Source organism: Salinivibrio sp. YCSC6, assembly GCF_004916735.1.
In the GTDB taxonomy this organism is placed as follows: Bacteria; Pseudomonadota; Gammaproteobacteria; order Enterobacterales; family Vibrionaceae; genus Salinivibrio; species Salinivibrio proteolyticus.
The window spans coordinates 669,668-682,714 of sequence record NZ_CP039517.1 but is presented as its reverse complement, the minus strand read 5'-3'; the positions used below and the strand labels follow the sequence as shown (position 1 = coordinate 682,714).

Genomic DNA, 13,047 nt, shown 5'->3' with positions numbered 1-13,047 from the left:
AGTTATCCCGTTATTATGGGCTGCTTCTCGTTCACCGCTCCTTTTCTATATGCGCTCGGTGTTTGGCCTACAACACGTGAGAATTCACGATTAAAGTTAGATTTCGTATAAAACCCAGCGCTCAATAAAATATCCATGATGGTGTCGTCACTTGAGAGGAGTCGTTTCTTCGCGTATTCAATACGATATTCATTGATTACTCTGGAAATATTTTGTCCGTAGTGCGCATTAATAGCCGAAGAAAAAGAACGCGATGGTACACCTAACTTACGTGCCAACCGAATGAGGGACAAATCTGGATCAGTGAATAGCGCTTCTGCATCCATGAGTGCTTTGAAACTTTCCACCACCTCAGACTCGACATCATTTTCAGTTACTTGGGCCTTTTTACTGACTTGTTCCTTGCTAGCTGGAAGTTGATAGCTCGCGATAATCATTGTCACGACAAGAGCTGGGATAAGTAACAAATAGCTCACCGAAACAATGGCCCGAACGTGCTCTCCTGATGCCAAAGAAAAGTCCCATGCGATCAGAACATCAATCAATGCTGAGTAAAGTAATAAACTCCCCGCAGTCCGTTCTGACAACACAAACAAACTCACACGATTGAAGCTAACCGATTGAGGGAGCCTCAATGAGTGTATAAGTAAACACACCCCATACCCTGCCGGCAAAGTGGCTAAAAGCACATCGAGAACACCAAAGCTAATTAAGTACGGAAAAAACGCACAGGCTATGACCATAGCAGGACCACATAAATGCCAAATTAAGCGACCTCTCCGTGAAGATTGTTCAACAAAGCCATACCAGGCAGCAATGGGAAGACAGGCTGCCAGAATGGTTTGTATAAATCGCAAAGCAGCTAAATCGAACGTCCAACGTAATCCGACAATACACGTCATCACCGCACAAAAAACGGTGAACGCAAAAGGCTTGTGCCAGTTTTGGTCACGACGAATTACGATGACGATAGCCGTCATTACCAAAATCAGAGTTGCAATATACGGAAGTGGCACAGCAAGCATATGTTTAGCCTAGCAATTTTTAAATAACTCAAGGATCATAGCCAAATTGTTAAACCAGTGATAGAAAAACCACACTTTACCTCTCACATCTCCTGCGGATTAACTTTGCCCTACCCCACAGGATGAATGTCGGTATAATGCGCGTCTCAGCTTTTATCGATGAATAGCATTATGATCAAGAACCTGATCTCAACTTACCTTAAAGGCATGGCGATGGGCGCTGCGGATGTGGTTCCTGGTGTCTCTGGCGGTACGATCGCATTTATTACCGGTATCTACACGCAGTTGCTTGAGAGCATTCGGCGTATCACGCCGCGCCTTTTTACACTATGGCGCCAAGAGGGTTTCAAAGCGGTCTGGCAACATGTTAACGGCACCTTTCTTTGTGTACTCCTAGCCGGCATTCTGACCAGCATTGCCAGTTTGGCAAAAGGGATCAGTTGGATGCTCACTCATCATCCCATTCCACTTTGGTCGTTTTTCTTTGGCCTTATCATTGCCTCGGCCTTTCACATGGCCAAGCAATTACCAACGCCTAAGTTCACCGTTAAAACCCTTATCGCCGGTGCGCTAGGGATTGGGTTTGCTTATTGGATTACCGTCGCCAGCCCACTTCATTTGACCGCAAGCCCGGCGACAGTGTTTCTCTCCGGCGCGATTGCCATATGCGCAATGATCCTGCCCGGTATCTCCGGCAGCTTTATTTTGCTTTTACTTGGCATGTACAGCCCTATTTTGAGTGCAGTTCATCAAGCGCAATTTGGCTTATTGGGATTATTCGCTGTTGGCGCGGTAACCGGCTTACTGACGTTTTCGCACCTATTGTCATGGCTGCTACGCCGCTATTATGCGCTGACCCTCGCGTTTCTGACCGGCCTGATGTTAGGTACCTTGGGTAAGATTTGGCCTTGGAAACATACCCTCACTTGGCGCACGAACTCATCCGGTGAACAAGTGCCTCTGGTGCAAGATAACCTCTTGCCCGGCGCCTACGAGGCCGTGGTGGGACATCCGGCACAAGTTGGCCTTGCGGTGATTGCCATGATAGCGGGCTTTGTGTTGGTATTGCTGTTGGAGCGCTTTGCCCCCAGTCAGGACTAAATCATGGACTCTTCTCTCACCGACTCACGTAGTGGTCATCGCCTGCTGACGATTGCAGGCATTGTCGCAGTATTTGCGCTCGCATTCAGCGCACCGACATGGCTAAACACTCTTGCCGATTGGATAGAGGGAGGCTCAACGGCCTCTCTTAACCATTGCTCATTAAACCAACAAACCTGCCATTATCAAGGCTATCAAGCCAGTTTATCGGACCCGACCGTCCACCCCATGCACGCTAACACGCTGACCTTCACAACATCACAGCCTCTTAATAGCAAAACCCTGTTAGTTAAGCTAAAAGGTGTTGAGATGAACATGGGAGAATATCGCTTAGTGCTGAATCAAATAGACGAAACGCACTATCGTGGCGATTTGATGCTTCCAGTCTGTACTGAGCAGACCATGACGTGGGCAGGAACCATTACGGTACCGGATCAAGGTCAAACACAATTTCCGATCAAAGTGACCATGGAGCGACCATGAGTAAAAAAGCATGGCTAGTGGCATTATTTGCGGTTTGTTTGGGGTTAGGCGCACGCGCTTACTATGACAGTTATCAAGTGAAGCAACAGCAAGCACAGGCTGGCGCCTTACAATCAGATGGGCAGCCCTTCAATCTTTTCAATGAAGCCGATCCTCGGCCCCGAATTGTTTATTTTGGTTACACACACTGCCCAGATGTGTGCCCCACCTCGCTGGCGGTATTATCGGCGGCGCTCAAGTCACTGCCACAATCGACACAAGATGCGGTGTCACCTGTCTTTATTACACTGGATCCAAAACGGGATACCAGTGAAAAGGCGGCCGAATATGCCCATTTCTTTCATCCGGCCATCACAGGTGTGAGTGGCAGTAACGAACAAATTGATCAATTGGCGAAGCGATACGGCGTTTTGTATCAAATTACCGAGCTTGAAGACTCCGCCATGGATTATGCCGTTGACCATAGCTCATACTTTTATTTTCTTTCTCCGAACGGTGAGCTTTTAGAAAAGGTGCCCCACACCTTGAACCCTCAAATGATCACCGCCGCTATTTCTCGAGTGACTGACACCAATAAGGAACCATAATGTCGTTTTGTCGCCTTTTTATCTCAGCCATTGCACTTTTCACTGCATCTTTCAGCCATGCTCATGGTGAATTTTTTATCCATGACGCCTATGCGCGCGCCAGTGCACCGGGCGCCCCTAACAGTGCCGCCTTTATGGTGTTAGACAATCAAAGTGATGTGCTTAAACGTGTTGTTAGTGCCCAAACTCCTGCGGCAAAACGCGTTGAGCTACACGAGCACGCTATGGCAGATGGCATGATGAAAATGCGTCAAATCCCACAAATTCTGGTGCCCAGCGGCGAACAAGTTGTCCTTCAGCCGGGCGGCTTGCATGTTATGTTGTTCGACTTGGTGAAGCCGCTGAAAGTGGGCGAACAGATTTCCCTCACCCTGACCACTGCTGATGGCCATTCACTGACCAAACAAATCCCAGTGAAATCTGTCATGGGAGGCATGCAGCACCATAGCGATGAAGGAAATCATCACCACCAATAGCGTTTAACACGTCTTAATGGATGAGTCACACAGCGCGTTAAATGTTAACTGTGTCAAGGTATGGCCGCCAAGTTGAGGATTCAGCAGCAAAATCTCCTATCACCGTCTATGGTAAAAGGTAGTCGCGCTTGCGCGTGACCCTTTTGACGTGATTGCTATCTCCAACAACAATAGCGAGGTTCTCTATGAAAATCCGTCCAATGGCGCTAGCAGCAATAGCTTCAACCGTGTTGCTCGTCGGCTGTACTAGCAACACTGCACTACAACAAAGTGTTGATGATTTATCCGCGAAAGTCGATGCGCTGTCTAACGACGTTTCCATGATGAAAAATGACTCTCAAATGGCGTATGACGAAGCAAAACGCGCCAATGAACGCATTGATAACATGGCACAGTCTTATACAAAATAAGGCAAGATTGAAAGATAAAAACGGCGCCTTCGCGCCGTTTTTTGTTTATCCGTGATTACCTCATTCTGTCACTAAGGGGTATCCGCTCTCACCAGATCAGACGCGTTTGTCAGGCCTTGCTCATTGAGCGTATGCCACGCCTTTAACTGCAACGGACTCAGCTCCGCCACTTCAATTGGCACCCCTTGTTGCACCGCCAATGCGGCACGATAACGTTGCGTGGAAATATCCATTCGCTCAAGTTTGGCAATAATCGCAGGATCGGGGGGAAGGAGAATACGTTGCTGGGTTTCTTTCTCCGTACGCGACAGTGGACGATGAGCTTCCACCATAATTCGTCCATCTGGTTCAATGCTGACCTTGGTTGCCGTATCAATGATCCGCACGGGCGTGTTGACATCCACCGCCTCAAAAAGCCAAGCCACATCATCAGGCCGCAACCGGATACAGCCGGCACTGACGCGTAAACCAATACCAAATGACTTATTCGTACCATGAATTAAATACTCGCCATTCCCATAACCAAGCCGCAGTGCATGACGTCCTAACGGGTTATCGGGGCCAGCAGGGACCACGTCTGGTAACACAATATTGCGTGTCCGCTTATATTCCTCTCGAATGCTTTGCGGCGGCGTCCACGTCGGGTTTTGGCGCTTTTGGCTGACGTAAGTTTGCATCACGGGCGTTTCACGGCCAATTCGTCCGATGCCAATCGGAAAAATATGAACCCGCCGCTCTTCCTCCGTTGCGTCCTTCTCTCCTTGCGGCTTGGGCGGATAATAATAGAGCCTGAGCTCCGCCAAGTTGATCACAATCCCTTCGTAGGGAGTGTCGGGCAACAGATGCTGCTGGGGGAGTTTGATCAGCGTACCGGGCTCTGGCAAGTACGGATCTACGCCGGGGTTTAGCGTCAATAGTGCTAAAAAGCCGATATCATACTGTTTTGCAATCGCTTCAAGATGCTCGCCTTCTTGCACCTCGTGCATGGAGGCATAGCCGACAAGCCGACTGCCATCCAAAGGTAACGGATAGCTCACCGCCCATGCAGGGGAAACGCTCAACCCCCAACCGATAGCAAGCACCCAAAGCGCATGATAAAACCGCTTAAAAATACATCCTTGCGCCGGCTGCGCCTTCAAATTCAATATCGCCTTTCTCCTCCCAGTACCATGTGGTACCGGCTTCCGCAAACAGCTCTACATCACCGGTGCCTACGGGAAGTGTCACCCCTAGCCCAGCTCTCGGTCCCCACTGATGGGTAGAATCGTCTACCCACTGACCACCAGCATAGATATACATGGGCGCATATTCCATCCGGCCTAGCCATTCCCCTAAATTCCACGTCCCATCGATCGCAATCCCAAACTTATCGATCCCAGCTTGAATTTTAAATTGGTCTTGCTTGATGGTCACACCGGACATCGGCGACCCCAGAAAAACGCCGGCCGCTAAGCCATCAGCTGCTCGAGCCGGAAAAGAAATCGAAGCGGCAAGTAAACATGCCGAACCACATAGCCAAGCTATTGTTTTCATTATCATCCATCGAGTTCATGTCACAGAGACACCTAGCACTGCAATTACCGTTCCAATTTATAAGCTTCAATGCGCCCGAAACCGGTCATACTTCGACCAACATGGGTGTACTCATCATGGCTTTTGCCTTTCATCGGGTAAACATAGAGGCAAATCTCTGCCGCCACTATCAAGCCGACGCCTGCGTTGCCGATATCTCTTTTAGTGGCAGAACTAGACATACTTCGCCCAATCACACCGACTTGTGATGAGAAAGTGCGCACAGAGTGGCGTTTCTCTCTGATTTATTGGGCGATTTGGGTGATATAATGCATACTTTATGACGTGCGATAAATCAGTCGTGTTTTGGTAGGAGTGGCTCGTTTTTGTTAGATGATCTCGTCTCGCTCGCGCTTCGACAATTTCAACAAGATTGCGTCAAGCTTTGCGAACATCATTATCCCACGGTGCATAACCGCGGGATGCGTGACCCACACATGGGTAAAGCACTGGCACGTCGTTTAATGCGCGTGTTGGAAGCGCACGACCGCCCCGCTCAGTTTCACTTGCTTGATGACAGTCGTCCCCACAGCCAAACCGTTTATCAACTGCAACTGGATGGCGCCGCGGTTTACATTCTTGCTCACCGTCTGCTCAGTGGGAATTTGGCCTGTCGTGATGCACTGGTGCGCGATGTCGCATGGTTGCTCAACCACGGTATTACCAATCCGGCCGAGCCCGGGCGAGTGATCATTGTCAGCGACCACTGGATAGATAGAACCAATGCCAGCAAAGCGATTCCTTCTTGGTGGCTAGGCCATCAACCGATTCATGCCGACTCATACCGCGCGCAAGGGATTAAACTGACCAGTGCGACCACCAGCCTCGCCGAGACCATCGAACCATTGGGGCTGACCGACGGACGCTATCGCATTTTCCACCCTTTGTTTCGTAAAAAAGATGGTCTGCCGTTGCATAAGTACCTGCTACTCACCGCCACCTTTCCGCTCGGTATCGATGAATAACCCTTACTCGCTTGGCTTGTACCACACCGATTGGAAATCGAACCAACCGACTGCGTTCGATGCCACATCTTGCAAGTCCGGCGTGGCAACCACACCCGTCCAGATATGAAATAACGGCACCACCTGCTGGGCAACCAGCTCACGCGCCAAGGCTTCAGCGCAATCTGGCTTAGCCTGCTCACGCCAACGGGTGGTGTAATGGGTAACTTTATTTAGCAACTCGTCGGTGAACGCGTGCAAGAAAAGATCGTGATTGCCCAACCAATTAAATAATCCTTCTTCCCCGCGGATCCCAAAACTGATCGCCCCTAACCAGATGTCTATTTTTCGGCTGTATTTCCCGCCAAAATACGCATCGGGCGACAGCGCCATGGTTTCCACTTGAATGCCTTCTTCGGCCAAATGCGCTTCAATGGCAGTTGCGATCAGTGGATAAAGAGGATGGTCCGCCAAATAAGCCACACTCAATCGCGTCGGGCCCGGTAACTCTGGCATCGATACCGGCTGCGTGTGATGGATCCAACCGGGCATCAAACCATAAGCATTAAACAAGCGGTATTCACCCATCCCGTTCGCGGCTAAACGCGGCAGCAATTGCAAGGAGGACAACTTGGCATGCAAGTAAGCACGCCAGCGCGCACTTTTCGCCAACCCATCACGACAATTGAGCATCAAATACCCAGCCCCTTGGTCCATTTCAAGCTTTTGGCTTAACGCAGCTGGCGGCTTAACCGCATAGTCCGACATACGATCCGTACTCGGGGTGAGATAACACATGGCCGCTTCATCAAACACCATCAAGTGGATTTCATCCGTTAACGCGCGATAGCCAAAGTAATCGTCAAATGCTTGGAGCACCAAGCGGTGATCCTGACGCTCAGCCACACGATAGGGGCCTGTGCCAATTGGCTGATCTGCAAACCCTTTTTGCTGATCGCAATCGGCGGGTAAAATAACCGCTTCAGGCAAGGTTAACGCATGATCAAAACGCGGGTCGGGCGACGAAAGCGTTATATCAATGATCCGTGCGGCAGGTGATGTCACCTTAGCAAGGTGGGCAAAAAACCGCCGAGACGATAGCGCAGACAAACTCGCCACCACATCGTCTTCACGCATCATACGCCCATCATGAAATCGCACGCCGGGGCGCAGATAAAAGCGCCAATGGGTATGGCTAAGCGCTTCCCAATGGTGAGCTAAATCCGCACAGACTTGCTTATTACCCTCTTGATATTTCACCAGCCCGTTAAAAATCTGCCCCACCAAGTGCTCTTCAGAACGGCGCAGAGGGGTACGTGGATCAAGGCTTTCAAGCTGACGATAATACGGCAAGCGCACAATCTGGCGACCATTTAAGGTGCTCGGCCCCAATTGCTTTTGGATCAACGCCGCAAGCTTGGTCGAATCGTTATCCAAACAGGCGAGTGCTTGGTCCATTTTGCCCTGCGCTAACCAATGAGCCGCCTGCTCGTCACGCAGGGCTGACTCGGTACGCAAAAACGTCAGCCGTGACAACTTGCCTCGTCCAACGGATGGCGCCCACGTCAGCCAATGTTGCTCCTCCAATTTATTCAGAACCATCCGCGCGTTACGCCGTGTACACACCAAAATATCGGCAATCGCCTGTAACGTGGTATCCGAATCTTCCCCGTTAAAGTGATGATAAAGACGGGTAAATTGTGCGCGTAGCCGCTGTCCAGACATAAAAGGGGAACCTAAAGGCAGTATCAGTTATTATTGATACTTCCTATTTTACGCGACAACGGACAGTCCGTCTGCCCAGTTTGAACGCAATCAGATCGAGGCTGTGATCTCTGGCAGGCTTTATTTTCGCGTGCTGTAGCGCAGCGATTGTTATTTCTGCTCACTCCGCTATGATGCCTGTTGATTGTTGTTATCGCATGTGGTGTTTATGGACGCGTCTGAAATTATTTCCCATTTTGAAGTCAAGCAACGTTGGATGGCCTGCCATGTTAAACAAGCCCAATATCCAACCGCTGAAAGCTTGGCCGGTTTCGAGCGCTACCATGCCGAAGAGACGTTACCCACTCCTGCGACTCGGCCATCTGCCCCAGCCCACGCCCCCTTGACACTTTATTGGGTCGATAACCATCCATTGATGCTGCAATATGCCAAGCTACAAGCGGCACAGTGGCCGGACGATGCCCGCCCCGACATGCTTGCTTACTTCGCGCAACTCGCCCTGCATGATGGTGTAGAAATTGCCGAAGCCACGGTCTCTTTGTGCATTGGCACCCAACACGGCGAAACCTGCGCCGCCGCCATGCGGGTAGACACCCAAGAAAACGGCCAACCAATCAGTGGTATTTATGATCTAATTGCCCCCAGTGACGACGCCCGCGCACAACTTCTACGCGCAATGATGGAGGCGACTGACGACAACCGCCAATGGGTAATTGCCGGTCAAACCTGACGCTTAAGCGGCCTTATAACGCTCGTCATTCAACGAGCGTTTCACGGGAAGGATTGTGTTTGGGAGATGAAAGCGGGGGTTTCTGTAATTTGTAATTGGACACTTCTGCGTTTAGATTTTTTAAAGTTGGAGAGCATTAAGATTAAAAAAGTTAGGGGGAAACGCATTGCCTGCCCCCGTTTCCTTTTGATGCATGACATATCAAAGGTACTGCACCCAATTGATTTTATAGGTGAGCACCCTTCTTTTTACCGAACAAGAGCTACGTTGTATCTGTACCTAAAAATGACTTTTCTGTTACAGATCGCCTGAATAGTTCTAGTCCTATTTTAGGATCATTTTGTCTGATAACGCCACTTCGTTACTACATCAGTAATTTGTTCGATTGTCAGCGCCTGTTGCTGCCAACCTTTATCGAAATTAACATCATTTGAGCGAGGCAACTGGTCATCAGATAAGCTGCGAATCATCACTCTAGTTGGTAACGTTGCTGCTTGACCGACAAATATGGCCTCCTGACGTCTTAAACCGGAAAGCATTTTGGTTAAACCGGACATCGAGTCAGGTAACACACTACGCACATGCTCGCGGTCGGCATCATTAGTTATTCGAAGTACAATCCATGAGTTGCATTGCGACAACACTGTTGCCTCAACTTCACTCGGTCTCTGAGAAACGAGTAACAGACCAACGCCATACTTACGGCCTTCCTTCGCAATTCGACGAATTGCAGACTGCGCTGCTTCATACTGTGCCTCACCACGATTCGGCACGTATCGGTGTGCTTCCTCACACACCAAAAGTATTGGGCTATTTTGCCGTTCAGCCTCGGTTTGCCAGACTTTAAGTTGAAAAACTATTCTCGCGATTGCTGCGCTAGCTACCCCTGCCACTTCATTGGGTACACCAGACAAGTCAACAATCTGCACTCTAGTTCGCCGCGTTAAGAACTGATTGACGATTATCGGTAACGGATCTTCAGCTCCATCCCAACTTTCCATCATAAATTTAAGACGACCGTCTTTAAGTAATGAATCTATTTTGCGAATGACCTTGCTAAAGTCTTCGTGATTCTTTTTATTAGCATCATTTGGTCTTTGCTGGTTAATGGCTCCGATTAGCCCTTCGGTATAAAGTTGACCATCTTTTTTCCCAAAATGATCAAGCCCATTGCTGTCACCAAGAATATAAGGGATAGGTGAATCCACTGTGAGCTGGCTCTTATCAAGCTTAAGTTGCTCAGCTGCTTGCTCACGAACTGCAATCAACGCATTCTTAACAATGTTTGATTGTGAGGTTGCTGCAAACTCGGTCTTGCCGATAAACAAGCTCAATGACTCTTCTAAATCGAGTAACCAATACGGTAGTTTTAGTGAACCTTCATCGGTCGATAAGCGTTGGTGCGCGGGGAACGCTTTGCCGTACTCATTATGTGGATCAAGGATAATAATTTGTGGGTGCCAGCGCTCATAATTAGCTATCTGCCCACGTTCTAGAATACTATGAATAACTGCCGCCACAGTACCTGATTTACCGGCACCAGTGGAGCCAAGGATGGCTGTGTGTTTACCTAGTAATTCATTCAACTCAGCGTAACAAGGTGCACCACCAGATCCAACATGCTCGCCAAGTTGAATAACCGCACCTTTGGCATCACCGTAGATAAATCTAAGCTCTGATTTGGGTGTCAGGTAAATGGTTTGCTGTGGTAGTGGATAGGTAGCAACACCGCGTTCAAAGTCAAGGGCAAACTCATCTTCACCTTTCCTGCGCCACTCCCCTTCACCAAACAAATCAGCTTCAATTATTCGCTCGTCTGAAGACGCGACAGGCAAGCCCTTTTCTAGCTGGTAGTCCGCCTTCATACGTAATCGACTGACTAACCCATAAATAGAGCGGCGGCCAAAATGAACTTTGATGATTGAGCCAAATTGCCCAATCGGATAGTTTTCACCAGCAAATACTCGGGACAAGTCTGAAATCGTAGGGTCGAGCTCAGCGATAATACGCGAGCCATCCACCTCAATAATTTTCCCGATAGAGAGATTCTCAATGGGTTTTATGTATTTATTATCCATATCAAATATCTCCTTCAATGAGCTTGGTTAGGTTTTCAAACTTCCACCATTCAATACTACTTTCCGAGGTTGCCTTGTGTTCAGCGTGATAAAACCCCTTATCAGCAAAAATCAGTACTTGTTCGTTGATTGAGCTGTCTTCATACCAAATTTTCAGCGTACCGCTAGGCTCGGCTTCACTGGTGAACGCAATCACGGTTAAGTTGCCATTTGAAGCCCTTAAACCTCGTTCGATTTCTAGATTGATATGTGCATCACCAAAACTATAACCTGCAATCAATAAAACCCGTTGGCTACCACCTCGCGGGTTTAAAACAGCTCTTGCTCTGTGCATTAAATGGGCGTAGGGGTCGAGCTGAGTTTCACGGTATTTAGTCGATGCAGGCCAAATCATAATCTTCGCAGCTTGATCTTGGCTGCACTTTAAATGTGGCGCAATACGCAATGGTGTTGATGAAGAAGTGTGTTCAGCCCAATTGATGGAGCCATGTAGCTTAAATACGCGGGCATCTAGATTGTTCTGTTCAAACGTCGAAGGGTTCCACCATCCTGATACGCCGCCTTCTAAACCATCGGCATATCTCAATTGTGATAGTGCGAGTGAGTCTTCAATTAACGTGTCATAGTTCATCACCAGATAATCGATGGCTCTTCATCGTTCATGGTGGAAAGTCATATCAAGCCCCCCAAAATAGAACAGTATCGCTGTCTTGAACCGTTGTTTGTTTCTAAAGCCTTTGGCTCTAAGCTTCATATATTGGATTTTGGCATTTATAGCCTCCGCCAAGCCATTCGATGCCTTAAGCCGCATTGCATTAAGGATTGCTGGTAAGTGCTTTTTCACTGTCGCTGCTGCTGTCATCAATGGTTTAATTCCACTTGCTTTAACTAAAGCAAGCCACTCTAGCCATTGATTCCTTGCGCTTCTGATCGAACTTCCGTACCAGATTATTCTTGCTTGCTCTTTGAGCAACCAGCTAAGGCTTGTATCTATCATGAGTTTGGCCAATCTGTTTATACGCTCTCTCAGGCGACCGGTGAGGTTTCTATTTCTTTTGAGCCAGCCATAACGCGTTCTGTAGCACTCTCGTTTAAGGTATGGCGGTAGACGGTTAACCTCTTGCTTGCGAACATCGTCAACAGCTTTGGTGAGCACTTTTGCTACGTGGAAATGATCAACTGCAATCAGGCGTTTAGATCGTGAGCCAAAGAAGGACTCGGTTGCATTCATAAAAGCTTGGCTCATATCCATCGAGACTGAGCGGACCTGTTGTTTAGCGATGTTAGGCAGCACTCGATAGCAGTTTGCTAAGCTTTGTTCACTTTTACCGTCGGCAACAGCGAGAACTTGGCCCGTTCGGCTCGACATCACAGTGACATAATCATGCCCTCGGCAAAAGGCAGTTTCGTCTACCAACAGATCTTCTACCTTATTTAAATTTCTCCGGGCGAGCCCTCGTGAAACAGCCCTTTTCATTATCCGATCAATGGCTCCCCAACTCAGTCGAAAGGCTTTAGATACAGAGTGAAGAGAAGTGAACTGAAGTGTTTCAATAATCTTTGTCTCGAAGAGTTCGGTATAGCGACTACTAGGAGATGCCCAAGGAACAGAAATGGTCTGAACCCCGTGCTTTGGACAGTCAGCACGTGGAACTTGGGCCTCAAGATATGTTTCGTATTGGCATGTATCCAAATGACGCCATATCCGCTTTCGAGAGTCATGCTTTCTTACCACTTTCGAGCATGTTGGACAAGCAACGCCTGAAGGACTTTCGTACATGATGGTCACGGTAATACGCTGGCTCTTTTTATCCACCTGGACAGAGTCGACAGTCCATGGCGGAGTCAGTCCAAGGATCGCTTGATAGAGTGCTGTATCTTTCATCTGATTCAGGGCTCAAGTGCAGAGTGTTTCC

General features: G+C 48.7%; 15 protein-coding genes. 7 read left to right on the top strand and 8 right to left on the bottom strand.

Features of this window, described 5'->3' with window-relative positions; genetic code table 11:
* Positions 1–2: 2 nt before the first annotated feature.
* A complete protein-coding gene (locus E8E00_RS16905) occupies positions 3–1,025 on the bottom strand; it encodes an AraC family transcriptional regulator (RefSeq protein WP_096631672.1) in 1,023 nt (340 codons plus the stop codon).
* Between the two features lie 171 nt (positions 1,026–1,196).
* Here E8E00_RS16905 and E8E00_RS16900 point away from each other — a divergent pair, with 171 nt between their 5' ends.
* From E8E00_RS16900 to E8E00_RS16880, 5 genes are all read left to right on the top strand, one after another.
* Entirely contained in the window at positions 1,197–2,126 is a 930-nt protein-coding gene (locus E8E00_RS16900; protein WP_096631674.1) for a DUF368 domain-containing protein, read from the top strand.
* Positions 2,127–2,129: 3 nt separating this feature from the next.
* Positions 2,130–2,609, top strand: coding sequence for a hypothetical protein (locus E8E00_RS16895; protein ID WP_096631676.1), 480 nt, complete (start codon positions 2,130–2,132; stop codon positions 2,607–2,609).
* Positions 2,606–3,196 (top strand): SCO family protein, encoded by a 591-nt coding sequence (locus E8E00_RS16890; protein ID WP_069590379.1) that lies wholly within the window; start codon positions 2,606–2,608, stop codon positions 3,194–3,196. The genes E8E00_RS16895 and E8E00_RS16890 overlap by 4 nt, the downstream gene beginning before the upstream one ends.
* Positions 3,196–3,672, top strand: a complete 477-nt coding sequence (locus E8E00_RS16885) for a copper chaperone PCu(A)C (RefSeq protein ID WP_096631678.1) — start codon at positions 3,196–3,198, stop codon at positions 3,670–3,672. The genes E8E00_RS16890 and E8E00_RS16885 overlap by 1 nt, the downstream gene beginning before the upstream one ends.
* 185 nt (positions 3,673–3,857) lie before the next feature.
* Positions 3,858–4,082, top strand: a complete 225-nt coding sequence (locus E8E00_RS16880) for an LPP leucine zipper domain-containing protein (RefSeq protein ID WP_069590383.1) — start codon at positions 3,858–3,860, stop codon at positions 4,080–4,082.
* Positions 4,083–4,153: 71 nt separating this feature from the next.
* On the opposite strand, the gene E8E00_RS16875 is transcribed toward E8E00_RS16880, so the two are convergent.
* The 3 genes from E8E00_RS16875 to E8E00_RS17220 are packed head-to-tail and all read right to left on the bottom strand — an operon-like array spanning position 4,154 to position 5,836.
* The gene (locus tag E8E00_RS16875) at positions 4,154–5,164 is read right to left on the bottom strand and encodes a L,D-transpeptidase family protein (protein WP_371414253.1); all 1,011 of its coding nucleotides are present in this window, start codon (positions 5,162–5,164) and stop codon (positions 4,154–4,156) included.
* 22 nt (positions 5,165–5,186) lie between these two features.
* Complete coding sequence (locus tag E8E00_RS16870; RefSeq protein WP_069591194.1) at positions 5,187–5,615, bottom strand: hypothetical protein; 429 nt, start codon at positions 5,613–5,615, stop codon at positions 5,187–5,189.
* Between the two features lie 44 nt (positions 5,616–5,659).
* Positions 5,660–5,836: a hypothetical protein gene (locus E8E00_RS17220; protein WP_168174075.1), complete on the bottom strand. Its 177-nt coding sequence runs from the start codon at positions 5,834–5,836 to the stop codon at positions 5,660–5,662.
* A 144-nt stretch (positions 5,837–5,980) separates the two neighbouring features.
* On the opposite strand from E8E00_RS17220, the gene E8E00_RS16865 reads away from it, so the two are divergent.
* On the top strand, positions 5,981–6,619 hold the full coding sequence (locus E8E00_RS16865; protein ID WP_077765336.1) for a hypothetical protein: 639 nt from the start codon (positions 5,981–5,983) through the stop codon (positions 6,617–6,619).
* Positions 6,620–6,622: 3 nt separating this feature from the next.
* Here the strand turns inward: E8E00_RS16865 and E8E00_RS16860 are convergent, their stop codons facing one another.
* Positions 6,623–8,323, bottom strand: a complete 1,701-nt coding sequence (locus E8E00_RS16860; RefSeq protein WP_096631683.1) for an SgrR family transcriptional regulator — start codon at positions 8,321–8,323, stop codon at positions 6,623–6,625.
* A gap of 208 nt (positions 8,324–8,531) precedes the next feature.
* Between E8E00_RS16860 and E8E00_RS16855 the strand changes: the two genes are divergently transcribed.
* Positions 8,532–9,053: a hypothetical protein gene (locus tag E8E00_RS16855; protein ID WP_096631685.1), complete on the top strand. Its 522-nt coding sequence runs from the start codon at positions 8,532–8,534 to the stop codon at positions 9,051–9,053.
* Between the two features lie 335 nt (positions 9,054–9,388).
* On the opposite strand, the gene E8E00_RS16850 is transcribed toward E8E00_RS16855, so the two are convergent.
* From E8E00_RS16850 to E8E00_RS16840, 3 genes are read right to left on the bottom strand one after another with little or no spacing between them, the layout of a single operon-like run.
* Positions 9,389–11,131: an ATP-binding protein gene (locus E8E00_RS16850; RefSeq protein ID WP_096631689.1), complete on the bottom strand. Its 1,743-nt coding sequence runs from the start codon at positions 11,129–11,131 to the stop codon at positions 9,389–9,391.
* Position 11,132: 1 nt separating this feature from the next.
* Entirely contained in the window at positions 11,133–11,762 is a 630-nt protein-coding gene (locus E8E00_RS16845) for an SIR2 family protein (protein WP_240531987.1), read from the bottom strand.
* A gap of 21 nt (positions 11,763–11,783) precedes the next feature.
* Positions 11,784–13,016, bottom strand: coding sequence for an ISL3 family transposase (locus tag E8E00_RS16840; RefSeq protein WP_069591129.1), 1,233 nt, complete (start codon positions 13,014–13,016; stop codon positions 11,784–11,786).
* Positions 13,017–13,047 lie beyond the last annotated feature (31 nt).

Bases quoted from the DNA above. Each gene is read 5' to 3' on its own strand.
- E8E00_RS16905 (WP_096631672.1), bottom strand. From the start codon at position 1,025: ATGCTTGCTGTGCCACTTCCGTATATTGCAACTCTGATTTTGGTAATG.
- E8E00_RS16900 (WP_096631674.1), top strand. From the start codon at position 1,197: ATGATCAAGAACCTGATCTCAACTTACCTTAAAGGCATGGCGATGGGC.
- E8E00_RS16895 (WP_096631676.1), top strand. From the start codon at position 2,130: ATGGACTCTTCTCTCACCGACTCACGTAGTGGTCATCGCCTGCTGACG.
- E8E00_RS16890 (WP_069590379.1), top strand. From the start codon at position 2,606: ATGAGTAAAAAAGCATGGCTAGTGGCATTATTTGCGGTTTGTTTGGGG.
- E8E00_RS16885 (WP_096631678.1), top strand. From the start codon at position 3,196: ATGTCGTTTTGTCGCCTTTTTATCTCAGCCATTGCACTTTTCACTGCA.
- E8E00_RS16880 (WP_069590383.1), top strand. From the start codon at position 3,858: ATGAAAATCCGTCCAATGGCGCTAGCAGCAATAGCTTCAACCGTGTTG.
- E8E00_RS16870 (WP_069591194.1), bottom strand. From the start codon at position 5,615: ATGAAAACAATAGCTTGGCTATGTGGTTCGGCATGTTTACTTGCCGCT.
- E8E00_RS17220 (WP_168174075.1), bottom strand. From the start codon at position 5,836: ATGTCTAGTTCTGCCACTAAAAGAGATATCGGCAACGCAGGCGTCGGC.
- E8E00_RS16860 (WP_096631683.1), bottom strand. From the start codon at position 8,323: ATGTCTGGACAGCGGCTACGCGCACAATTTACCCGTCTTTATCATCAC.
- E8E00_RS16855 (WP_096631685.1), top strand. From the start codon at position 8,532: ATGGACGCGTCTGAAATTATTTCCCATTTTGAAGTCAAGCAACGTTGG.
- E8E00_RS16850 (WP_096631689.1), bottom strand. From the start codon at position 11,131: ATGGATAATAAATACATAAAACCCATTGAGAATCTCTCTATCGGGAAA.
- E8E00_RS16845 (WP_240531987.1), bottom strand. From the start codon at position 11,762: ATGAACTATGACACGTTAATTGAAGACTCACTCGCACTATCACAATTG.
- E8E00_RS16840 (WP_069591129.1), bottom strand. From the start codon at position 13,016: ATGAAAGATACAGCACTCTATCAAGCGATCCTTGGACTGACTCCGCCA.